A 22,958-nucleotide genomic window follows, 5' to 3' on the forward strand; every position below is an offset into this window, starting at 1 on the left:
CACTCCCGACCGTGCGAACAAGGGACGTTCGGTCGCCGTGAGCCGCGCACGGCGTGTACTTAACAAGTCTTATCCGAGTGGAACGAGTAACAGCCTGTAGTATCTCGTGATAGCTTCTCCCCACCACCAGCACCCATGGTAGACGTAAGCCAACACGAACTCGTCCCGGACCACGTTCTGATCGACGACCTGGAAGCGATCGATGCGGTCCTCGACGAGTACGACGTGACAAAGACGAACCTGCCCAAGATCAAACGCACCGATCCCGCGACCCCGGACGACGCCGAAGTCGGGGACGTGGTGAAGATCATCCGAAACTCCCGCACGACCGATCAAGCGGTCGTGTACCGACTAGTCGTCTCATGAACAGACAAGACCGACGCGCCGTGTCACGCGAGTATTTCTCCGATGAACGGCTCGCCGAACACCACTTCCGATCGTTCAACAACTTCCTCGACCGCGGCATGCAGGAGGTCGTCGACGAGAAGGAGACCATCGAGACCGACATCGGCGATAAGGAGGGTCAAGAGCCCGTTTACGTCGAACTCGGCGACGTTCGGATGGTCACTCCCCGCGTCCGAGAGGCCGACGGTTCCGAAGAACTACTGTACCCGCAGGAGGCCCGCCTGCGCAACATCACCTACTCGGCGCCCGTGTTCATGGAGATGTCCATCGTGCGCGGCGGCGAGGACGAGCCGGAGACCGTCGTCGACACGACCGAAACGAAGGTCGGCCGAATGCCGATCATGGTCGGATCGAACAAGTGTAACATGGCTGACTTCTCCGACGAGGAGCTGATCGACATCGGCGAGGACCCAGTCGATCCGGGCGGCTACTTCATCGTCAACGGCTCCGAGCGCGTCTTGATGACCTCGGAGGACCTCGCGCCGAACAAGATCCTCGCGGAGTACGACTCGAAGTACGGCGACGAGATCCAAGTCGCGAAGACGTTCAGCCAGCGTCGTGGGTACCGCGCCTTGGTGCTGTGTGAGCGCAACCGCGAGGGGCTGCTCGAAGTGTCGTTCCCGTCCGTCTCGGGTTCGATCGACTTCGTGACGCTCGTTCGTGCGCTTGGGCTCGAATCCGACGAGGAGATCGTTCATCGGGTCTCGGACGACCCCGAGATCGTGAAGTTCATGCTGGAGAACCTGGAGGAGGCATCGGTTCAGACGACCGAGGGAGCCATCGAAACCCTCGGCGAGCGTGTCGCCTCCGGTCAGGGGAAGAACTACCAGCTCAAGCGGGCGAACTACGTCATCGACCGCTACCTCCTGCCGCACCTCCACGAGGAGGGCGTCGAGGAGGAAGACGTTCGGATCAACAAGGCGTACTACCTCTGTCGGATGGCCGAGGCGTGTTTCGAACTCGCCTTGGAACGCCGCGAGGCCGACGACAAGGATCACTACGCGAACAAGCGTCTGAAGGTCTCCGGCGACCTGATGCGTGACCTGTTCCGGACCGCGCTCAACAAGCTGGCACGCGACGTGAAATACCAGCTCGAACGGGCCAACATGCGGAACCGGGACCTCACGGTCAACACGGTCGTTCGCTCGGACGTGCTAACGGAGCGGCTCGAACATCCGATCGCAACGGGCAACTGGGTGGGCGGCCGCTCGGGCGTCTCCCAGCTGGTCGATCGGACGGACTACATGGGCGTTCTCTCGCACCTACGTCGCCTGCGCTCGCCGCTGTCGCGCTCGCAGCCGCACTTCGAGGCGCGGGATCTTCACGCGACCCAGTGGGGTCGCATCTGCCCCTCCGAGACGCCGGAGGGACCGAACTGTGGGCTCGTAAAGAACTTCGCGCAGTCGATGGAGCTGTCACAGACCATCGAGGACGAACAGGGACTGAAACGAGAACTGGCGTCGATGGGTGTCGAGGGGATCCCCGGCATCGAGGGCGTCGAACGACAGACGGCGGACGACTAATATGGCACAAGCAGAACGCGAAGCGAAGGTGTACGTCAACGGAAGTCTCGTCGGGACCCACCCGGACCCGCACGGACTTGCCGACCAGATACGCGAAGCGCGCCGACGGGGCGACGTGAGCGACATGGTGAACGTCTCGGTAAAGGAGCGAACCCAGGAGGTCATCGTCAACGCGGACGCTGGACGCGCACGACGGCCGCTCATCGTCGTCGAGAACGGCGAACCGCTCCTCGGTGACGAGGAGGTCGCCGCTCTCAACGACGGCGACGTCGAGTTCAATGACCTCGTCGATCGCGGCTACGTCGAATTCATCGACGCCGAGGAGGAGGAGGACATCCTTGTTGCCGTCGACGAGGAGGACGTGACCGAGGACCACACACACCTCGAGATCGATCCGCAGCTCGTCTTCGGTATCGGTGCGGGGATGATTCCGTACCCCGAGCACAACGCGAGTCCCCGTATTACCATGGGCGCGGGGATGATGAAGCAGTCGCTCGGACTGCCGTCGGCTAACTACCGGATCCGGCCGGACACGCGTCAACACCTGCTACACTACCCGCAGCTGGCGATGGTGAAAACGCAGACATCCGACCAGATCAGCTTCGACAAACGCCCGGCGGCACAGAACTTCGTCGTGGCCGTGATGAGCTACGAGGGGTTCAACATCGAGGACGCGCTGGTGATGAACCAGGGTTCCGTCGACCGCGCGCTCACCCGATCGCACTTCTTCCGGACGTACGAGGGCGAGGAGCGTCGATATCCCGGCGGTCAGGAGGACCGCTTCGAGATCCCCGAACAGGACGTTCGGGGCGCGCGCGGCGAGGACGCGTACACCCATCTCGACGAGGACGGCCTCGTCAACCCCGAGACGAAGGTAGACGAGTCTTCGGTCCTGCTCGGCAAGACCAGCCCGCCGCGCTTCTTGGAGGAGCCGGACGACATGGGCGGTCTCTCCCCGCAGAAACGACGGGAGACATCGGTAACGATGCGTTCGGGCGAATCCGGCGTCGTCGACACCGTGACGCTGATGGAGGGCGAGGACGGCTCGAAGCTGTCGAAGGTGAAGGTACGAGACCAGCGCGTTCCGGAACTGGGCGACAAGTTCGCGTCCCGACACGGGCAGAAGGGCGTCGTCGGCCACCTCGCGCCACAGGAGGACATGCCGTTCACGGAGGAGGGGGTCGTCCCCGACCTCGTGATGAATCCGCACGCGTTGCCGTCTCGGATGACGGTCGGCCACGTGCTGGAGATGCTCGGCGGGAAGGTTGGCTCCCTGCGCGGATCGCGGGTCGACGGGACGCCGTTCCAGGGTGAAGACGAGGAGGAGCTCCGTGGCGGGTTAGAAGAGCACGGGTTCAAATCATCCGGCAAGGAGGTCATGTACTCCGGCGTCACCGGCGAGAAGATCGACGCGGAGATCTTCGTCGGGACGATCTTCTATCACAAGCTGTACCACATGGTGTCGAACAAGCTCCACGCTCGCTCGCGCGGGCCGGTACAGGTGCTCACGCGCCAGCCGACCGAGGGGCGCGCCCGCGAGGGTGGTCTCCGTGTCGGGGAGATGGAGCGCGACACGATCATCGGCCACGGCGCGTCGATGGTGCTCAACGAGCGGCTGCTGGAGTCCTCGGACGCCGAGACGGTTCACGTCTCCGCGGAGACCGGACTCGTCGCGGTCGAGGACCGCGAGCAGCGCCGCGTGTACGACCCGGTCACGGGTGACGAGGACGACATCCACGAGCTGGAAGTGAGCTACGCGTTCAAGCTGCTGCTCGACGAGATGATCGCTCTCGGCATCCGACCGAAACTCGAACTGGAGGACGCGATTTAAATGTCAATGCAAACACCGAAGGTGCTCGGCGGGATCGACTTCGGCCTCATGGACCCGGAGACGTACCGGGACATGTCGGCCACGAAGGTGATCACGGCGGACACGTACGACGACGACGGCTACCCGATCGACATGGGGCTGATGGACCCGCGGCTCGGCGTCATCGACCCCGGTCTGGAGTGTCGAACCTGCGGCTCCCACTCCGGCTCCTGTAACGGCCACTTCGGCCACATCGAGCTGGCCGCACCCGTCATCCACGTCGGGTTCACGAAACTCATCCGTCGCCTCCTTCGCTCGACGTGTCGTGAGTGTGGGAAGCTCGCTCTGGACGAGGCCCAGCGCGACGAGTTCCGTGACCGACTGGAGCGAGCCGAGGAGCTCGGCGAGGACCCCCACGACGTGCTGAAGGCGGCGGTTCGGCAGGCCCGGAAGGCGTCGACGTGCCCGCACTGCGGCGAGCCGCAGGCGGACATCAAACACGAGAAGCCGACGACCTACTACGAGGTTCAGGACGTGCTCTCGGGCGACTACTCCGAGCACATCGCGGCCGCGATGCAGCCCGACGAGGAGGAAGACGACCCCGGAACCTCGCCGCAGGAGCTCGCCGAGAAGACGGATATTGCCCTCGACCGGATCAACGAGATCATGGCCGGGGAGTTCCGTCCGCGCAAAGAGGATCGTCGCGCCATCGAGACGGCGCTCGACATCGACCTCACCGAGGAGGACATGAACAAGCTGATGCCCTCGGACGTCCGTGACTGGTTCGAGGATATCCCGGACGAGGACCTCGAAGTGCTGGGCATCGATGCCGAACACTCCCGTCCCGAATGGATGATCCTGACGGTACTTCCGGTGCCGCCGGTCACGACACGACCGTCGATCACGCTGGACAACGGTCAGCGGTCCGAGGACGACCTCACTCACAAGCTGGTCGACATCATCCGGATCAACCAGCGGTTCATGGAGAACCGTGAGGCGGGTGCGCCCCAGCTCATCATCGAGGACCTCTGGGAGCTGTTACAGTATCACGTCACCACCTTCGTCGACAACGAGATCAGCGGGACGCCCCCGGCGCGACACCGGTCCGGTCGCCCGCTCAAAACCCTCAGCCAGCGGCTGAAGGGGAAGGAGGGTCGCTTCCGCGGGTCGCTTTCGGGCAAGCGCGTCAACTTCTCCGCCCGGACCGTCATCTCCCCCGACCCGACGCTCTCACTCAACGAGGTCGGCGTTCCCGACCGCGTCGCCAAGGAGATGACCCAGACGCTCAACGTCACCGAGCGCAACGTCGACGATGCGCGCCAGTACGTCCGGAACGGGCCGGAGGCCCACCCGGGCGCGAACTACGTGCGCCGTCCCGACGGTCGCCGACTGAAGGTGACTGAAAAGAACTGCGAGGAGCTCTCGGAGAAAGTCGAGGCCGGCTGGGAAGTGAACCGGCACCTCGTCGACGGCGACATCGTGATCTTCAACCGACAGCCGTCGCTCCACCGGATGTCGATCATGGCGCACGAGGTCGTCGTGATGCCGTACAAGACGTTCCGGCTCAACACCGTCGTCTGTCCCCCGTACAACGCCGACTTCGACGGCGACGAGATGAACATGCACGCGCTCCAGAACGAGGAGGCGCGCGCAGAGGCGCGCGTCCTCATGCGCGTTCAAGAGCAGATCCTGAGCCCCCGTTTCGGCGGGAACATCATCGGCGCGATTCAGGACCACATCTCCGGGACCTACCTGCTGACCCACTCGAACCCCGAGTTCACGGAGACACAGGCGCTCGACCTCCTGCGGGCGACCCGCGTCGACGAGCTGCCCGAGGCGGACGGGGTCGACGACGAAGGGCGCGAGTACTGGACCGGCCAGACGTTGTTCTCGGAGCTACTGCCGGACGATCTGTCGTTGGAGTTCACCTCTTCGACGGGGGACGCAGTGGTGATCGAGAACGGCCAGCTAATCGAGGGGACCATCGACGAGGACGCGGTCGGTGCGTTCGGCGGCGAAGTCGTCGACACCCTCACCAAGGAGTACGGCGAGACGCGTGCGCGCGTCTTCATCAATGAGATCGCGTCGCTGGCGATGCGCGCGATCATGCACTTCGGGTTCTCGATCGGGATCGACGACGAGTCGATCCCGCCGGAGGCCGAACAGCAGGTCGACGAGGCGATCGGCTCGGCGTACGACCGCGTCAACGAGCTGATCGAGACGTATCGGGCCGGCGAGCTGGAGTCGCTGCCGGGCCGCAGCGTTGACGAGACGCTGGAGATGAAGATCATGCAGACGCTCGGGAAGGCCCGTGACTCCGCGGGTGAGATCGCCGACCAGCACTTCGGCGACGACAACCCGGCGGTCGTGATGGCTCGATCCGGCGCGCGTGGGTCGATGCTGAACCTGACCCAGATGGCCGGCTCCGTCGGCCAGCAGGCGGTTCGTGGCGAGCGCATCAACCGCGGCTACGAAGACCGGACGCTCGCCCACTACAAGCCGGACGACCTCTCGGCGGAGGCACACGGCTTCGTAGAGAACTCCTATCGCGGCGGTCTCACCCCCGAGGAGTTCTTCTTCCACGCGATGGGCGGCCGCGAGGGGCTGGTCGATACGGCGGTCCGGACCTCCAAGTCCGGCTACCTCCAGCGCCGACTCATCAACGCGCTCTCCGAGCTCGAAGCACAGTACGACGGCACGGTCCGGGATACGTCCGGCCGCATCGTCCAGTTCGAATTCGGCGAGGACGGTACCTCGCCGATCAAGGTGTCCTCCGGTGAGGGTGACGGCATCGACGTCGACGGAATCGCCGACCGCGTCATGGGCGCGGAGTTCGACTCCGACGCGGAGAAGGAGCGGTTCCTCGGCGAGCGCTCGCGCCCGACGAACCTCTCGGAGCACTCGGGTCCGGGACTGAACAAGGCGGACGAGCTGGGGGTGGAATCCGATGACTGAGTACGAACACGTTACCGACGACATGGAGGCCGTGGTGGAGTCGACGGAACTCCCCTCCCGGCTGAAGACGGAAGTGTACGAGACGCTGGAGGCGAAAGCCGATGCTCACGGCGGAATCACGATCGAGCAGGCGACGGACATCGCGACCGGCGTCGAGAACCGATACATGGAGACCCGCGTCGACCCGCTAGAGCCCGTGGGGACGGTCTCGGCGCAGTCGATCGGTGAGCCGGGAACGCAGATGACGATGAACACCTTCCACTACGCTGGTGTTGCAGAAATCGACGTCACGCAGGGGCTGCCACGACTCATCGAACTCGTGGACGCCCGGAAGACGCCCGACACGCCGATGATGACGGTTCACCTCGAGGGCGAGTACGCGACGGACCGCGAGAAGGCCCACGAGGTCGTCTGGTCGATCGAGTCGACGCGGATCCTCGCGTTGGGGGACGTCTCGACGAACGTCGCGGACATGCTCGTTCGGATCGACCTCAACGACGACACGCTGTTGGAGCGGTGGCCGACCCACTCCGACGCGACGGCGGTCGCCGAGATCATCGCGGAGACGATCGAGGACGCGCTCGGCGTCGACACGCGACAGGCGGGCACCGTCATCGAGTTCGGCCCAAACGAACCGAGCTACCGCGAGCTGCTCCAGCTCGTCGAGCGGCTCCGAGAGATCGTCTTCAAGGGGATCGAGGAAGTCGAACGCGTCGTCATTCGGAAGGAAGAGCTCGAGGAGGGCGAGGAGTTCGTCCTCTACACCGAGGGCTCTGCCTTCGGGGACGCCCTCGAGATCGAGGGCGTCGACGCCTCGCGCACGACGTGTAACAACATCCACGAGATCTACCGCAACCTCGGTGTCGAGGCGGCCCGCGAGACGATCATCGACGAGACGAAGAACACGCTCGAAGAGCAGGGGCTCGACGACGTGAACGTCCGGCACCTCATGCTCGTGGCGGACATCATGACGAACAACGGTGAGATCGACTCGATCGGTCGACACGGCATCTCCGGCTCGAAGGACTCCGTGCTCGCCCGGGCGGCCTTCGAGGTGACGGTGAACCACCTGCTCGACGCCGCGGTTCACGGCGAGTACGACGAACTCGACGGCGTCATCGAGAACGTCATCGCCGGCAAGCCGATCTCGATCGGAACCGGCGACGTCGACCTCCGCATGGGGTCACGCGTCGTGAGCGACGACTGATGCGCGTTGAGCTCTCCGACCAAGCGCGGCAGTACATCGGTCGGTTCGACGAGCTCACCGGCGTCGCGCCGAAGGACTGTCTGGTCGAGGAGGACCGGCTCGTCTTCCTCGTGCCGGCCGGCGAGATGGCGGCCGCGATCGGGCAGGCGGGCGAGACGGTCGAGGAGGCGGAACGCAGGCTCGGCAAGTCCGTGGACCTCGTCGAGGACGCGGACACGGCGGAGTCGTTCGTCGCGAGCGCGCTCGCGCCGGCCGCGGTCAACGCAGTGACGGTCTCCGAGCAGAACGACACGGTCGCGTACGTCGAGGTTCCCGAGCCCGACCGCGGCGTCGCGATCGGCGCGGAGGGGCGGAACATCGAGACGGCGCGGACGCTGGCGAAGCGGCACTACGACATCGACGACGTCCAGTTGACCTGACGGGTCCGGGCCGACTCGGTTCCGCTTTTCACACGTATGAACCTCTCTTTCGGTGAACGACGGGTTCTCGTAACCGCTTACCGACTCAAACCCGATTTACGACCGTCGTTCCGACCAGTGAAACGGCCTCAGATCCACGTAGAGGGGTCGATGGAACGATCTCCGCCCGTTTCTCCGCTCGGAAAGACGACGCTTAAGTAGCTCCGTTTGGAAGTAGACGTACGATGGCGAACGGCAAATATGCCGCCCGTAAGCTCAAACAGGACCGGCAGAAGCGCCGGTGGTCCGACTCCGAGTACGCTCGGAGAGAGCGCGGGCTCAAGAAGAAGTCCGACCCGCTCGAGGGTGCCCCGCAGGCTCGCGGGATCGTCCTCGAAAAGGTTGGTATCGAGGCGAAGCAACCGAACTCGGCGATCCGAAAGTGCGTCCGAGTTCAGCTCATCAAGAACGGAAAGCAGGTCACCGCGTTCTGTCCCGGTGACGGCGCTATCTCCTTCATCGACGAGCACGACGAGGTCACGATCGCCGGGATCGGCGGGGCGAAGGGTCGCGCAATGGGCGACCTCTCCGGCGTCAACTACAAAGTCGAGAAGGTCAACGGCGTCTCGATGATCGAACTCGTTCGCGGGAACGCGGAGAAGCCCGTCCGATGAGTGGGGAAGAGGCCGAGGCGGCGTCCGAGGAGGACGTTGCCGCCGACGAGCCCGACCCGGACGCGCCCGCCGCGAGCGAGGCCGCAAACGAGAACGCGAAACTGTTCGGTGTCTGGGAGGTTACGGAGATCGCCTACGCGGACCCCTCGACGAAACGCTACATGACCGTGACGCCGATCGCGCACACGATGGGCCGTCACGCGTCCAAGCAGTTCAAGAAGTCGGAGATCTCCTTGGTCGAGCGGCTGATCAACCGCCTGATGCAGACCGACGAGAACACCGGCAAGAAACAGCAGGCGACGCGGATCGTCCGTGACGCCTTCGACATCATCCACGAGCGGACCGAGGAGAACCCGGTCCAGATTCTCGTGACGGCCGTCGAGAACGCCGCACCCCGCGAGGAGACGGTCCGCCTGAAGTACGGCGGGATCTCCGTCCCCAAGGCCGTCGATGTCGCGCCCCAGCGCCGTGTCGACCAGGCGCTTCTGTTCATTTCCGACGGCGTCGCCAACGCGACGTATAAATCGTCGACCTCCGCCGCCGAGGCGCTCGCGGACGAACTCGTCACGGCCGCGGACTACGATCCCGAGCGCTCCTACTCCATCTCGCAGAAGGAGGAGCGCGAGCGCGTCGCCGCCGCGGCCCGCTAACGCGGGTTCGACGCGCGACCACGGTCGAGGTCCTTTTATCTACTATTCACGAACGCGAGCAGCAGCACTACCCGATCGTCGTCGCCGACCGTCCCTGCTATGGGTACGTCACACCACGCCGACGAGCAGCTGTACGATCAACAGGCCGACGGCGACGGCGACGCCGCCGACGACTCCGAGCCAGAGGCCGACGGCGAAGGGAGAGGTCTCCTCGGCGAGTTCGGACACGCGGTCGGCGACGCCGTCCGGCTCGCGGGTGTATCCGAGCGTTGCCTCCGCACAGTACTCACAGAGGGCGTGGCTCTCGCGGGGGCGCCGATGGGTCTCCCGGCAGATGGGGAGCCCGCCGCAGGTGTATGACTCCGTGCCGATACCGACGGGAACCGCCTCTTCGGGGATCACTTCTTCGCCGCAGTTGGCACAGGTGACGACCTCGTACTCGACGTCGCCGTGAGGGGTGTGCGCGGAGCGGGATTCGAGTCGGGCCATCGGATACCCGGATATACGGACGGAGCAAGCAAAAGCGTGCCGTCGGGGTTGTCACTCCGGAAGCGACGAAAAAACCGGAAGAGGTTATGACGTGTTCGCGATCGACTCAGTCGTCGGCGGGCGCGGCGTCCGAGCCGCCCTCGTGCTGCTGTTTGACCCACGAGAGCTTGCCGCCGGACGCGAGGATCTCGCGTTCGCGCTCGGAGGCGTCGAGGTCGGCCGTGAACTCCCAGTCGCCGTTGACGCTGACGGTGAACTCCTCCTGACCGGAGCGGACGCCGGCGGGCACGTCGTCGACGATCTGGATGTCGTCACCCTGGTCGATCTTCTCGTACGTCTCCGCGTCGATGGCGAGCGGGACGATACCGAAGTTGAAGAGGTTCGCCTTGTGGATGCGGGCGAAGCTCTGCGCGAACACCGCCTCGATGCCGAGGAACATCGGACAGAGGGCGGCGTGTTCACGCGAGGAGCCCTGCCCATAGTTCTCGCCGGCCACGAGGACGCCGCCGTCCGCGTCGAGCGAGCGCTGCGCGAACGTGTCGTCGACGCGCGAGAGCGTGAACTCGGAGAGCTTCTCGATGTTCGAGCGGAACTTCAGGATGTCTGCGGTCGCCGGAATGATGTGGTCGGTGGTGATGTTGTCCTCCATCTTGAGGAGCGCCTCACCGCCGATGTCGGCGTCGATGCCGTCTTTCAGCGGCACGTCTCCGATGTTCGGGCCCTTGACGAGGCCGTCGTCGATCGCCTCGTCGGGCGAGATGATGTCGTTGTCGTCGCGACCCATCCCGGGACTGTACTTCGTTCCCATTTCGAGACCGGGCGCTTCGAGGTCGCCGAGGTCGTCCGCGAGGTCGCGGGGGTCGACGATCTCACCGGTGATAGCCGCCGCGGTGGCGACCTCGGGCGAGCAGAGGAAGACGGAGTCGTCTTCGATGCCGGAGCGACCCTCGAAGTTGCGGTTGAAGGTCCGCAGCGAGACGGAGTCGGAGGCGGGCACGTGACCGATGCCGATACAGGCACCACACGTCGCCTCGGAGAAGTTGACGCCGGCGGCCATCATCTCCGCGGTCCAGCCCTCGCGGGCCAGCATCTCGGAGGCCTGCTTGGAGCCGGGCGCGACGATCATCTCGGTGTGTTTCGCGACCCCGCGGCCCTCCAGCATCTTCGCTGCGGGGAGGATGTCCTCGTATGCGCCGTTCGTACAGGAGCCGACGATCACCTGCTCGACCTCGGTGCCCTCGTACTCGCTGACGGGGGCGACGTTGTCCGGCATCGACGGGGCGGCCACGAGCGGTTCGAGATCGGAGAGGTCGACCTCGATGGTCTCCGCGTACTCCGCGTCGTCGTCGGGCTGGAGGTCGACGTACTCCTCCTCACGGTCCTGACGCGCGAGCCAGTCCTTCGTCTTCTCGTCGGTCGCGAAGATCGATGAGGTCGCGCCGAGTTCGGTCCCGAGGTTGGTGATCGTCGTTCGCTCGGGGATCGAGAGTCCTTCCGCACCGGGGCCGGTGTACTCGAAGATCTTGCCGACGCCGCCCTTGACGGTCAACTCGCCGAGGAGGTGGAGCGCGATGTCCTTGGCGGTCGCCCACTCGGGGAGCTCGCCCTCCAGATGGACGTTGACGACTTCCGGCATCTCGACGTAGTAGGGGCCGCCGCCCATGGCGACCGCGATGTCGAGGCCGCCCGCACCGATCGCGAGCTGGCCGAGTCCGCCGGGGGTCGGCGTGTGCGAGTCGGAGCCGAGCAGCGTCTTGCCGGGCGCGGCGAAGTTCTCCTTGTGAACCTGATGGCAGATACCGTTACCGGGCCGGGAGAAGTAGGCACCGTACGTGCCGGCCGCAGAACGGAGGAAGCGGTGGTCGTCGGTGTTCTTAAAGTCGAACTGATACGTCTGGTGGTCACAGTACTGCGCGGCCAGCTCGGTCTGGACCTCGTCGAGGTCGAGCGCCTCGAACTGGAGCCAGACCATCGTACCGGTCGTGTCCTGGGTAAGCACTTGGTCGATGTCGATTCCGATCTCTTCGCCGGGCGTCAGTTCGCCCTCGACGAGGTGCTCATCGAGGATCTTCTCCGTAATCGTTTGTCCCATATCAGCCGAAGATGGCTGTCCCGAGAATATAAAACCCGCGAGTGATCCGCCACATCGACCGTGTGGTATCGAAAGATGCGGGTATTTTTGATGCGAACACGGCGTGTTCTCATGGATCGTGGCCGTGATCTCTCATCGGATCGACTCCTCCCAGCATCCGACGTGACGATCCCTCACGCCCGGACGATACCGCCCTCCGCGCCCGGACGACACCGGCCTCCGCGCCCGGACGACACCGTTTTCCTCTCGCCGCGGCTCCAAGCGCGTATGTTCGATTCCGGATCGTCGGTGGCGAGCGCGCTCGAAGCCGCGGGCGCGTCGCTCGCGGACGCACAGCGACAGCCGAACGGCGTGGATCTCACCGTCGATGCCGTCTTCGAGGGGACGAGTCGCGGGCGGATCGGCCGCGAGGGGAAACGCGTCGCCGACCGCCGCGAACTCGAACCGGAGGGTGGCGACTATCGACTCAACCCCGGTACGTACGTCGTCCGATACGGAGAACCCGTCCGGATTCCGGAGGGGCGTATCGGCTTCGTGCTTCCGCGCTCGACGCTGTTACGAAACGCCTGTACGCTCGATACGGCGGTGTGGGACGCGGGATACGAGGGAATCGGCGAGGGCCGACTCGACGTCGGAAACCCGATCGATATCGAGTCCGGTGCGCGAATAGCGCAGTTGGTTCTCGCACGCGCGGATCACGACGGGACGTACGACGGCGACTATCAGTCCGAGGGGCTCTGAACGCGTCGCTCGCGCGAGTGGTCACATCGCGAGCTCTACACCCGTTGCTCGCCGGTTCAAAGGAACGAACGCCGCGGCGTGCCGGGAAAAGGTGGCACGCCGCGGCGTTCAGTAGGTCCCCGCTGACGCTTCGGCCCTCCAAGCGAAGCGTCACCTGACGAAAGAGGCGCGACCCACTTAACGGTGCCGGGGGCGGCAGAGATGGTCTGCCAAAACGGCCTCTCTGATTAATAAACCGGGGTCACTCTGAAGGATGGCGCGCGGGGTGGTCCTCGCGGAGCCGCTCCTGCCCCTCCCCGAGGAGTCGCTCGCGAAGCGTGTCGCCCTCGCGGTCGGCGTCGGCGGGCGGAACCAGCCCACGCTCGCGGAGTTCGGGAACGACGAGGTCGACGAAGTCGGTGAGCGAGTCCGGCCGAACGACCTCCTTGACGTTGAACCCGTCGACACCGACCTCCTCGTGCCAGTACTCCAACTCGCTCGCGACGTGCTCGGGCGTGCCGACGATCTTCGGTGAGGTGGTCCCGAGCCCGCAGAACTCCGCGACCTCGCGGACGGTCCAGTCGCGGTTCGGCTGGGCCTTGGTGAACGCGTTCATCGTCCCTTGGATCGCGTCGGTCTCGATGTGTTCGACTTCGGTGTCCGGGTCGAGGTCGGACAGGTCCATGTCGAGAAAGCCGGACAGCAGCGCGAGCGTCCCCTCGACGTCGACGTGGTTCTTGTACTCCTCGTGTTTCGCCTCCGCGATCGCCTGCGTCTCGCCGACTATCGGAACGACGCCGATGAAGAACTTCAGGCTCTCCGGGTCGCGACCGTTGTCGGCGGCGCGTCCTTTCACGTCGGCCATGTACTCGCGGACGCCCTCCTCGGTCGGCTGGCTCGCGAACACCGCCTCCGCGTTGGCCGCCGCGAAGTCGCGCCCGCGGTCCGAGGATCCCGCCTGATACACGACCGGGGTACGCTGCGGCGAAGGCTCACAGCCGTGTGGCCCGGGAACCGAGAAGTGATCGCCCTCGTGGTCGATGGCATGGACCTTCTCCGGGTTCGTGTACCGCCCCGTCTCCCGGTCGCGTTCGACGGCGTCAGCCTCCCACGAGTCCTCCCAGAGCGCGTAGCAGACGTCGAGGAACTCGTCGGCGCGGTCGTATCGGGTCTCCTTGTCCATCCGTTCCTCGAGTCCGAGGTTCTCGGCGGCCGACTGTAGGTAGGAGGTGACGACGTTGATCGCGATCCGTCCGTCGGTGAGGTGATCGAGCGTCGAGAACTCCCGGGCGAGCTGGTACGGCTGCGTGTACGTCGTCGACCGCGTCACGGCAAACCCGAGGTCGTGGGTCGCGGCAGCCATCGCCGGAACCACCAGCTGCGGGTCGTTCGCGGGCGTCTGTATCGCCCGTTCGACGGCGACGTCGCGATCGTCGCCGTACACGTCGTACACGCCGCGAACGTCCGCGAAAAAGACGGCATCGAACCCGCCCCGCTCCGCGGTTCGGGCGACCTCTGTCCAGTACTCGGCGTCCGTGTACTCCGGCGATCGGTCCCCCGGATACGTCCACGACCCCGGCGAGACGTGCTCGACAGAGTTCATCGTGAACAGATTGAGATGTAAGCGGTCGGTCACACCCGTCGTACGACCTCCGAGCCTAATACTCCCGAGATAGTGGCGGCACTTGTCGATTTCGCGGACGGCCGGACCGCCCCTGACCGCGTCGGCTCCGACGCCTCCGGCCTCGTCGACGGCTACGGCGTCAGCGGCTCGGTCCCGGAGACGTACGCGGCGAGGTCTGAGGTGGTGACGATCCCGATTGGAGTTCCCTCGTCGTCGACGACGGGTACGTGGTGGAAGCCGTGTTCGACCATCGTCGCGGCGACCGCGGCGACGTCGTCCTGTGCGCCCGTCGTTATCGGGTCCGCCGTCATATATCGTTCGACGGTCGTCTCCGCTTTGGGTTGGCTCTTGGCGACGATCTCCACGAAATCCGTCGTCGTGAGGATCCCGACGAGGTGGCCGTCCTCGACGACGAGCGCGGAGCTGATGTCGTTGTCGAGCAGCACCCCTGCCGCGTCGACGACGAGCGTGTCCGGCGTCACCGTATGGAGGTCAGTCGTCATCAGGCGGGCCACGAAGACGTCGTCTATCTCGTCCATGTATGCGGATCCCGCCGTCGGCGTATAAGCGTTCTCACGAGTGGCACGACAACGACCGGTCCGTGGGGGTGTCCCGGGTTCGGACACGTCGGGATCGACTCACAGGAACCGTGAAAGTCCGGACTGTCGCCGTGGCCCTCCCTCGTCGGGATCGGCGACCCACGCGGTTCGCTCGTCGCGGAGTCGGTCACGGTCGACTGATGGTCGATCCGCTGGCTCATGGGGGTGACACGACGGTCCACACTCCCGTCCGGGGTCGACGACGCGCTCGAACTCCTCGCAGTACGGTCGCCCGTCCGCCGTCGTCGTCGCGTGGGCACAGGCTGGCGGGTCGGGTCGCCACCCCTTCCCGTACGCGCGCTCGGCTATCCGTCGTCGCTTCCGTGCCTTCGCACGAGGATCGACGATCGACACGTCGGTCCGGAGGCCGCGCTCCTCGCGGATCTCGACACCCGAGTCGTTCGGTTTCAACGCGGTCGGCTCGCGGAGCACTTCGCGCTCGTCCGTCTCGGGATCGAACCGCCAGACGCCGACCGCGTCAGGGATACGGTTGAGATGTGCGCGGGTGACGTAGGAGGCGGTCGCGAGGACGACCTCGTCGAACAGCCCGAGTGTGACGTCGTACCGTAGCTGGGACTCCAGATCCCCGGGCTCCCCGAGGTCCGGTTTGTTCTCGATCGCGGTCATCGAGCCGATCCAGTCGTCCGGGTAGCGCGCGGTCGCGCGAACGACGGGTCGCCCGTCGCGTCGCTCTCGTTCGAGATACCCGGCCCCGACGGCGGCGTCGGCCACAGCAGTCGCTCGCCCCGGCGGTAGATCGAACGCCTCGGCGACGGGAACGGCCTCACCCGGGCCGACCCGTGCCTCGATGGCCGCCGCGGGGATCCGATCCTCGGAGATGGCAGCCCGGTCGTCGAAGCCGGGACCGGGCTCCAGCACGCAGACGTCGACGATCCGCGTTCCCGGAACAGTCACTCCCGATCCGAGCTGTCGGGCGAGAACGCGGTCCGACGATTCGAGGGCCGCACACAGCGCCAACTCGAACCGGAACTCCATGTCTCAGCTAGGACCGACCGGGAGTAAAACGTCTCGGCCGAAACCCGTATTCGATCGGACCACCTAGCTCCGACATGCGCCCGGTCACGCGGAACCTCCTCATCGCCATCGCGCTGGTCGTCGTCGCCCTGCTCGCGTTGGGCGCGCTCCCCAGCTATCTCGGCAGCGGGGACCCCTATTATCTCACGGCCGAGTCGATAGAGAGCGACGAACCGGCCGTCGATGTCAACGACGTGGACGAGCGGCGGTACCCGTTCCTCACGGGTGCGCTAAACAGCCCTGAAGGCCGCTCGGACGGGTATCAGCTCGGTCCGTACGGACTGAAGGAGTGGTTCACACACACGCCCTTCGACGAGGTCGACGCCCTCTCACAACGGGTCGCCGAGGCGACCGTCGATGACGGCGTCCGCGTCGAGCGCGACGGGCAACTCTATTACGTCGAAGTGACCCAGTCACCGTCATGAACGACGAGACAGCCGACGGCGACCTCTCGGACCGGAACACGACGGACGATCCGCCGGCCGCGACCGGAGCCGACGACCTCCGCGGCCTCCCGGCGTTTTCCGACGGGCGGCTCCACTCGCTGCCGGGCGAACCGGAGTGGCCGGTCTGGGAGGTTGCGGTCGAGTACGACCCCGGCTGGTTCGTCGGCGGATACGACCGCGTCGAGCAGCCTGACGGGACCGAAAAGCAGTATTACTGGGCCGAACTTCCGCCGGCGACCGTCGTGATCGCGGTCGCCGACGACGAGGTCCTGTTCGTCGAACAGTACCGACCGACGGTACGGAACACGCAGATGGAGCTTCCTGCGGGGGTCGTCGAGCCGGGCGAGTCGTACACCGCTGCCGGCGCGCGCGAACTCGCCGAGGAGACCGGCTTTTCTCCGTCGTCGACGTTGCTGCTTCAGGAGGTGTGGTGTTCGACGGGCGTGCTCCGACACAAGCGAGGCTACGTGTTCGCGGAGGGGTTGGAGCCGGTCGATGTCGAGGCCGACAGCAACGAGTTCCTCGTCCCACACGCGGTGCCGGTCGACGAGGCGCTCGAGATCGCTCGGGAGCCCCCCACGAACGACGCGACGCTGGAGGGGTTACTGGTAGCGAAGGAGGACGGTCTTTTATAAACCCGAGTCATTACGACTCATGCCTAGTTTTATTAAATTATACTACTTCTATCACCCCTATTCATAACAAGGCTTTTTATACTCAAGCTCCTTAGTTAATAACACGATGACACTCACCTGCGCGGACTGTGATTCGGAGTTCACCACGGCGGCCGCACTCACCCAGCACCTCCCGCTCCACCACGACACGTGTGGCGTCTGTAACGAGCGGTTCGACGACACCGACACGCTTCGCGAACACGTCCACGAAGCCCACTAACGGCGCTGTCGACCGCCCACACGGACGTGTTTCGATCCGTTGAGATCCGTTCATAAGTGGTTGATTACGGATCGATCGTGAACACGTCCAAAGCTCCGGCCGTCGCGTCGTGCCGACGACTGCCCTTTTGAGTCCCACTTACGCACCGCACTCGCACCGCACCCGCACGCCTTCCCGGTCTCGCGGCCCCCTTCGGCCGCCGCGTCCCTCGCCCGCCGGTCGTGTGAAGCCGGGAACACGCGTCGCCATAGGTTTATAAACGCCATTTATGTAGGGGATAACCCCACGAACAGTCAGCTTCTCTCGCCGATGGGGAGCTATTAATCGTCTCAACCCCTGTCTCTCCGTATGAGCCAGATCTCAGACCAGTCGGTGTTGCTGTCGGACGACCCGCCGCTCGACCTTCGGCTGTCGGAGTCGGAACTGGAGGCGACCCGTGAGCGCATCGTCTCGTTTATCAGTGATCTCGTCGACGACGCCGGCGCGAAGGGGGCCGTGCTCGGCCTCTCGGGCGGCATCGACTCGACGCTGACCGCGTACCTCGCCGTCGAGGCGCTCGGCGAGGACGGTCTCCACGGAATCACGATGCCCTCGGAGGTGAACGATCCCGACGTGATGAGCGACGCCGAGCGCGTCGCCGACGCGCTCGGGATCGAGTACGACGTCGTCGAGATCCAGCCGATCGCGGAGTCCGTCTTCGAGGCGCTTCCCGGTCCCGCCGAGGACCGGATGGCGAAAGGCAACGTGTACGTTCGCACCCGAGCCGTCTGTAACTACTTCGTCGCCAACGCGGAGAACCGGGTCGTGTTGGGCACCGGGAACCGCGCGGAGGCGATGACGGGCTACTTCACGAAGTACGGCGACCAGGCCGTCGACTGCAACCCGATCGGGAACCTGTACAAACAGCAGGTGCGCCAACTGGCGGCGCACGTTGGCGTTCCGCGCGATCTGGTGATGCAGGAGCCGACGGCGGGGATGTGGGAGGGACAGACCGACGCCGAGGAGATGGGGCTCGACTACGACACCGTCGACGCGATCCTCGCGGTCCACGTCGACGGCGGACTCCCGCGGACGGCGGCGGCGCGGGAGCTGGGCGTTCCCGTCGAGGCGGTCGACCGCGTCGTCGAACTATACGAGCGGAGCGCACACAAACGCTCGATGCCGCCCGCTCCGGAACGGTAGCGGGTCACCCGTTCAGGCGTCGTGGGCGCGTTCCTTCGCGACCTCCGCGATCCCCGCGTTCGCGGAACAGTTCGGGCACGCGTGGATACGACCGCGCTTGTCGGAGAACACGCGGGCAAACCGCTCGGAGACGTGCGCCTCGCAGTGTTCACAAGTGGGCATGATGTGAGGCGGTATCGTGAGTCATGTTCCGTACACCTATGAGAAGGGTCCGTAGACGGAAGACGCCTTTCCAAATTCAGTCCAAAATTCGACCCGAATCGATCACGACACGTCGACGCTAGCCATCGAATCCGGCGGAAAACGCGATGAGCGGCGTCCAAACGAAACCGCGATTCGTTCCGTCCGTCTAGAACTCTCGCAGCGATTCGAGAACCTCGTGGGCGGATCCGTCGTCGATCGCTTCGCGGGCCGCCTCCAGACCCGCCTCGATCGAGTCGACGTCCTCGCGAGCGTAGATCCGGAGCGCGGCGTTGACCGCCACCGCGTCCGCGAACGCGCCGTCGCGCTCGCCCGCGAGCACGTCCTCGGTGATCGCGGCGGACTCGACGGCGACGTCGTCGACCGCGAGATCCTCCTCCTCGAGGTCCATCCCGTAGTCAGCGGTCTCGATCTCGAAGTCGTTGAAGGTAGCGCCATCGCTCCCGCCGGCACCCGTATCGTTTGTGCCTTCCTCGGCCGCGGTCCACTCCGCGACCTTCGTGTAGCCGGGTCGGACGTCGTCGTACCCCTCCATGCCCTGGAACATCAGGACGCGGTCGAGGTCGTGGAACTCGCTTTCGACGAACGTGTCGACCACCTTCTTCGCGAACGCGAGGTGATAGAAGGAGCCGAGGTGCGTGGACGCACCGGCGGGGTTCGCCAGCGTCTCGATGGTGTTGACGAACGAGCGGACACCCATCATGTCGCGGCGGTCGAACAGGTCGTCGATCGCGGGGTTGAACGTCGGCTGGTAGTAGAAGCCGAAGCCGGTCTCGTCGACCATATCGGCGGAGTCGCGGGGGGTCAGCTCCGTCGCGACGCCGAGCTCGTCGAGGACGTGTTTGTACGAGTCCTGCTTCTGCGTCGGCACCCGGTCGCCCGAGTGGACGACGACGGGAGTGCCCGCGGCGGCCGCGACGACGCCGGCCGCGACGCCGAGGATCGCAGTTCGGCCCTTGCCGTCGTAGTTCGCACCGCAGTCGACCGGGTCACAGTCCGGTTCCGCATACTCGACGCGCTCGCACATGACGTCGACGTACGCGCCGAGCTCCTCGGCGGTGTTGCGCTTCCAGCGGTTCGCGAGCCAGAACGCCCCGAGCGTCGTCGGGTCCGGCTCGCCCGCGAGGATCCGCTCGAACGCCTCGGTCGCCTGTGCGCGCGTCAGGTCGTCGGCCGACTTGTGGCCGGATCCGCAGACCTCGGTCATCAGCCGCTTGAGGGGCCACTCGCCGAACTCCTGGGTCGCCTGAGCCATACACCTCGTTCGGGTTTGTGAACGAAAAGCCTCCCGCTCGACTCCCGGTGCGTGGGAACGACCCGGGGTGGACACGAGACGCCCGCGGGGAGCGTCGGTCGATCGGACGGTGCGTCTCCACGCGTCCCGTCCGGGGCCCACGCTGCGCGCGCGATGTCTCAGGAAGAAACGTGACCCCAAGACCGTGACACTCGTTACCAAATTAACATCGACGGTTCGTCCAGATTTATCTCTCATACTTTGCGCTATTCAAGTATCTGTGGGATACAGACCGCGAACTCGGGTCTAAAATCCGGTACTATTATATGTTCGTCCATCTAGTATTAGTCCGTACCCGATGACGTCCAAATCCGTCGCAACCGCGTTGACGCTGTACCGCTCCCGGACCCTGACGCTCGAACAGGCGGCGACCGTCGGCGGCTGTTCGACCGCCCAACTCGAGGAGAGCGCACGAGCGTTCGACCCGGTCCCGGCCGAGCACGCGGCCGACGACTGATCCGACCGGAGTTCTCCGCCGACGCTTCGGCCGCTCCGAAACCGGTAGATACCTCCCGCCCGTAGCGAACGTAATGAGTCTCGATGCCGACTGGCAGGCCGGGATCGACGCGGTCGATGCCGCCCTCATCGACGAGTATCAGAGCGACTTCCCGGTCGAGTCGCGCCCATTCGAGCGGGTCGCTCGCGATATCGCCGCCGAGACCGGGGCCGACGTCGACGCCGCCGATCTGCTCGATCGGGTTTGTTCACTCCGTGACGACGGGGTCTTCCGGCGGTTCGGCGCGGTCCTCAATCCGCCCGTCATCGGATCCTCGACGCTCGCGGCGGTGCGAGCTCCCGACGACCGGTTCGACGAGATCGCCGAGGTGATCAACGGTTACCGGCAGGTGAACCACAACTACCGCCGCGACCACGAGTGGAACCAGTGGTTTGTCGTCACCGCGGCCTCGCGGGAGAAACGCGACGCGATCCTCACGGAGATCGAGGATCAAACCGGCTGTGACGTGCTGAACCTCCCGATGCTCACCGACTACTACATCGATCTGGAGTTCCCGGTGGTCAACCGGGATCGGTTCGCCAGAGAATCCCTTGAGACGACCGCCGTCTCGGCGACCCGGATCTCCGAGGACGCGAGGGGGGATCTCACACCCCTCGAAGCCGACCTCCTGATCGCGATCCAGGACGGCTTCCCGCTGTCAGCGACCCCCTACGCGGATGTCGCTGCCGAGATCGATGCCGATGTCGACGACGTGCTCGCGGGCGTCGAACGGCTCCTCGCTGACGGCTGTATCAAGCGGATCGGCTGTGTCGTTAACCACGTCGTCACGGGGTTCACGAACAACTGTATGGTCGTCTGGGACGTGCCGGTCGACGAACTCGACGCGCGCGGCGAGGACGTCGGCAGTCTCCCGTACGTCACCCTCTGTTATCACCGCCCGCGCCGGCCCGATCAGGACTGGGAGTACAGCCTGTTCACCATGATCCACGGTCGGGAGGCCGATGTCGTGAACGCGAAGATCGACGAGTTGGCGGCCGAACACCTCCCGTTTGAGCACGAACGCCTCTACTCGACGGAGACGCTCAAACAGACCGGCGCACGATACGACGAACTCGTCGCCGAGGCCGGCGATGACGACTAACGGGTAGCCGTCTCATCCGTCGGCCCACTCGACGCCGTCGACGACGTCCACGAACCCCGCGCCGAACGCGCTGGCCGGGGTCGTGAACCCGTCGGGCGCGTCGCCCGCGCGCACTCGCTTGACCGCCGCCAGCGACGCCCCAACCGTGAGGTCGTACGGATCCGGGGTCTCCAAGCGGGCGACGGCGGTCTCTCCGTTCGTGGTCCGGGCTTCCCCCCAGACGAACACGCGATTCTTGGCCCGCTCCGCCGCCGAGGGGCCGTCGACGCGCGCGGAGACGACGCGGTCCAGCAGGTAGCGTATCGGGCGCGTGCCGAGTACCGGTCCGAACGGTCGCGACAGCCGGATCAGCCGGACGAGACGCGGGTGTAACGCGGCGTACACCGTCACGTCGCTCACGCCGGTCGTGTGTGCCGCGGTGACCACGTCACCCCACGGCACTGCCATCGCCGACCGCGTTCCCCGTCCGAAGTCGATCTCCCGGGTCCGGCTCGCGATCGGCAGCCGGATCAGCCGATCACCCTCGCGGACCACCGTCCCCTCGCCGAGCCCCCGGATCGCGGTCCGGGCGGTTCCGCGGGAGACCGCCCCGTCGGCGTCGAACCCGAGCGCGAGCGATGTCGCGTCCGGGAGCCGTTCGACCAGTCGTGCCGCGAGACAGTCGGTCGGAACCACGTCGAAGCCAACGCCCGGAAGCAGAGTCGTGCCCGCCGCGGCCGCCTCGTCGCCTCGGTCGGCGAGCTCCGCGAACACGCCGAACTCTCCGGTCACGTCCAAGTAGTCGGTTCCCGCCTCCAGACACGCGTCGACGAGCGGCGCAGCGGTCGCGGCGAACGGTCCGGCACAGTTGAGGACGGCCTCAACGTCGCGAACACTGTCGGCGACCGTCTCCGGGATCGCCAGCCCGAACTCCCGGACCGAGCACCGCAGCTCACGACCCAGCTCGCGGAGCGCGTCGCCGTCGCGGCCGGCGAGGATCGGGTCGAGTCCGCGGTCGACCGCCTCGCGCGCCACGAGTTCGCCGGTGTACCCGTACGCGCCGTAGAGGAGGAACGTCACGGCCGACGTTCGGACTCGAACCCACTTGAGCCCTCCTCCGCCTGCCCCGGTCGGGTCCGCCTCCGTGCTACCCACTCCTGACGAGGACCCGACGACCTATATT

Annotated in this window: 23 protein-coding genes; 15 read left to right on the forward strand and 8 right to left on the reverse strand. The window is 65.6% G+C overall.

Features of this window, described 5'->3' with window-relative positions:
* Positions 1–135 precede the first annotated feature (135 nt).
* The 8 genes from J2751_RS07815 to J2751_RS07850 all read left to right on the forward strand — a co-directional run bounded on the left by J2751_RS07815 (position 136) and on the right by J2751_RS07850 (position 9,622).
* Positions 136–366 (forward strand): DNA-directed RNA polymerase subunit H, encoded by a 231-nt coding sequence (locus tag J2751_RS07815; RefSeq protein ID WP_209484848.1) that lies wholly within the window; start codon positions 136–138, stop codon positions 364–366.
* Positions 363–1,928, forward strand: coding sequence for a DNA-directed RNA polymerase subunit B'' (locus J2751_RS07820; RefSeq protein WP_209484850.1), 1,566 nt, complete (start codon positions 363–365; stop codon positions 1,926–1,928). The genes J2751_RS07815 and J2751_RS07820 overlap by 4 nt, the downstream gene beginning before the upstream one ends.
* 1 nt (position 1,929) lies before the next feature.
* On the forward strand, positions 1,930–3,759 hold the full coding sequence (gene rpoB / locus J2751_RS07825) for a DNA-directed RNA polymerase subunit B (protein ID WP_209484852.1): 1,830 nt from the start codon (positions 1,930–1,932) through the stop codon (positions 3,757–3,759).
* A gap of 6 nt (positions 3,760–3,765) precedes the next feature.
* On the forward strand, positions 3,766–6,693 hold the full coding sequence (locus tag J2751_RS07830; RefSeq protein ID WP_209484926.1) for a DNA-directed RNA polymerase subunit A': 2,928 nt from the start codon (positions 3,766–3,768) through the stop codon (positions 6,691–6,693).
* The gene (gene rpoA2, locus J2751_RS07835; protein WP_209484854.1) at positions 6,686–7,900 is read left to right on the forward strand and encodes a DNA-directed RNA polymerase subunit A''; all 1,215 of its coding nucleotides are present in this window, start codon (positions 6,686–6,688) and stop codon (positions 7,898–7,900) included. The genes J2751_RS07830 and rpoA2 overlap by 8 nt, the downstream gene beginning before the upstream one ends.
* The gene (locus tag J2751_RS07840) at positions 7,900–8,319 is read left to right on the forward strand and encodes a NusA-like transcription termination signal-binding factor (RefSeq protein WP_209484857.1); all 420 of its coding nucleotides are present in this window, start codon (positions 7,900–7,902) and stop codon (positions 8,317–8,319) included. The genes rpoA2 and J2751_RS07840 overlap by 1 nt, the downstream gene beginning before the upstream one ends.
* A 224-nt stretch (positions 8,320–8,543) precedes the next feature.
* Entirely contained in the window at positions 8,544–8,972 is a 429-nt protein-coding gene (locus J2751_RS07845; protein WP_004048726.1) for a 30S ribosomal protein S12, read from the forward strand.
* Complete coding sequence (locus tag J2751_RS07850; RefSeq protein WP_209484859.1) at positions 8,969–9,622, forward strand: 30S ribosomal protein S7; 654 nt, start codon at positions 8,969–8,971, stop codon at positions 9,620–9,622. The genes J2751_RS07845 and J2751_RS07850 overlap by 4 nt, the downstream gene beginning before the upstream one ends.
* Before the next feature lie 108 nt (positions 9,623–9,730).
* On the opposite strand, the gene J2751_RS07855 is transcribed toward J2751_RS07850, so the two are convergent.
* Positions 9,731–10,111, reverse strand: a complete 381-nt coding sequence (locus tag J2751_RS07855; RefSeq protein ID WP_209484861.1) for a hypothetical protein — start codon at positions 10,109–10,111, stop codon at positions 9,731–9,733.
* A gap of 106 nt (positions 10,112–10,217) precedes the next feature.
* Positions 10,218–12,203, reverse strand: a complete 1,986-nt coding sequence (locus tag J2751_RS07860; RefSeq protein ID WP_209484863.1) for an aconitate hydratase — start codon at positions 12,201–12,203, stop codon at positions 10,218–10,220.
* Positions 12,204–12,314: 111 nt separating this feature from the next.
* On the opposite strand from J2751_RS07860, the gene J2751_RS07865 reads away from it, so the two are divergent.
* Positions 12,315–12,944 carry a deoxyuridine 5'-triphosphate nucleotidohydrolase gene (locus tag J2751_RS07865; protein ID WP_280900926.1) on the forward strand — a complete coding sequence of 210 codons (630 nt, stop codon included), beginning with the start codon at positions 12,315–12,317 and terminating at the stop codon, positions 12,942–12,944.
* 241 nt (positions 12,945–13,185) lie between these two features.
* Here J2751_RS07865 and J2751_RS07870 read toward each other — a convergent pair whose 3' ends face one another.
* From J2751_RS07870 to J2751_RS07880, 3 genes are all read right to left on the reverse strand, one after another.
* Positions 13,186–14,559: an LLM class flavin-dependent oxidoreductase gene (locus tag J2751_RS07870; protein ID WP_209484866.1), complete on the reverse strand. Its 1,374-nt coding sequence runs from the start codon at positions 14,557–14,559 to the stop codon at positions 13,186–13,188.
* A gap of 119 nt (positions 14,560–14,678) precedes the next feature.
* Complete coding sequence (locus tag J2751_RS07875) at positions 14,679–15,086, reverse strand: CBS domain-containing protein (protein ID WP_209484883.1); 408 nt, start codon at positions 15,084–15,086, stop codon at positions 14,679–14,681.
* Between the two features lie 99 nt (positions 15,087–15,185).
* The gene (locus tag J2751_RS07880) at positions 15,186–16,142 is read right to left on the reverse strand and encodes a DUF5787 family protein (protein ID WP_209484885.1); all 957 of its coding nucleotides are present in this window, start codon (positions 16,140–16,142) and stop codon (positions 15,186–15,188) included.
* Positions 16,143–16,216: 74 nt separating this feature from the next.
* Here J2751_RS07880 and J2751_RS07885 point away from each other — a divergent pair, with 74 nt between their 5' ends.
* The 4 genes from J2751_RS07885 (at position 16,217) to J2751_RS07900 (ending at position 18,703) form a co-directional block, all read left to right on the forward strand.
* Positions 16,217–16,606 carry a hypothetical protein gene (locus J2751_RS07885; protein ID WP_209484887.1) on the forward strand — a complete coding sequence of 130 codons (390 nt, stop codon included), beginning with the start codon at positions 16,217–16,219 and terminating at the stop codon, positions 16,604–16,606.
* The gene (locus J2751_RS07890) at positions 16,603–17,262 is read left to right on the forward strand and encodes an NUDIX hydrolase (protein WP_209484889.1); all 660 of its coding nucleotides are present in this window, start codon (positions 16,603–16,605) and stop codon (positions 17,260–17,262) included. The genes J2751_RS07885 and J2751_RS07890 overlap by 4 nt, the downstream gene beginning before the upstream one ends.
* 106 nt (positions 17,263–17,368) lie before the next feature.
* Complete coding sequence (locus tag J2751_RS07895; protein WP_209484891.1) at positions 17,369–17,521, forward strand: C2H2-type zinc finger protein; 153 nt, start codon at positions 17,369–17,371, stop codon at positions 17,519–17,521.
* A 348-nt stretch (positions 17,522–17,869) separates the two neighbouring features.
* Complete coding sequence (locus J2751_RS07900) at positions 17,870–18,703, forward strand: NAD+ synthase (protein WP_209484893.1); 834 nt, start codon at positions 17,870–17,872, stop codon at positions 18,701–18,703.
* Positions 18,704–18,715: 12 nt separating this feature from the next.
* Here J2751_RS07900 and J2751_RS07905 read toward each other — a convergent pair whose 3' ends face one another.
* A complete protein-coding gene (locus tag J2751_RS07905; RefSeq protein ID WP_209484895.1) occupies positions 18,716–18,865 on the reverse strand; it encodes a DUF7563 family protein in 150 nt (49 codons plus the stop codon).
* Positions 18,866–19,052: 187 nt separating this feature from the next.
* Positions 19,053–20,159, reverse strand: coding sequence for an anthranilate phosphoribosyltransferase (locus J2751_RS07910; RefSeq protein WP_209484897.1), 1,107 nt, complete (start codon positions 20,157–20,159; stop codon positions 19,053–19,055).
* 337 nt (positions 20,160–20,496) lie between these two features.
* Between J2751_RS07910 and J2751_RS07915 the strand changes: the two genes are divergently transcribed.
* Both J2751_RS07915 and ahbB read left to right on the forward strand, forming a co-directional pair.
* A complete protein-coding gene (locus J2751_RS07915; RefSeq protein WP_209484899.1) occupies positions 20,497–20,655 on the forward strand; it encodes a DUF7317 family protein in 159 nt (52 codons plus the stop codon).
* 73 nt (positions 20,656–20,728) lie between these two features.
* Positions 20,729–21,796, forward strand: coding sequence for a siroheme decarboxylase subunit beta (ahbB, locus tag J2751_RS07920; protein ID WP_209484901.1), 1,068 nt, complete (start codon positions 20,729–20,731; stop codon positions 21,794–21,796).
* A gap of 12 nt (positions 21,797–21,808) precedes the next feature.
* Here ahbB and J2751_RS07925 read toward each other — a convergent pair whose 3' ends face one another.
* Positions 21,809–22,855 carry a saccharopine dehydrogenase family protein gene (locus tag J2751_RS07925; protein WP_209484904.1) on the reverse strand — a complete coding sequence of 349 codons (1,047 nt, stop codon included), beginning with the start codon at positions 22,853–22,855 and terminating at the stop codon, positions 21,809–21,811.
* Between the last annotated feature and the right edge of the window lie 103 nt (positions 22,856–22,958).

The organism is Halorubrum alkaliphilum (assembly GCF_017873815.1).
GTDB lineage: Archaea > Halobacteriota > Halobacteria > Halobacteriales > Haloferacaceae > Halorubrum > Halorubrum alkaliphilum.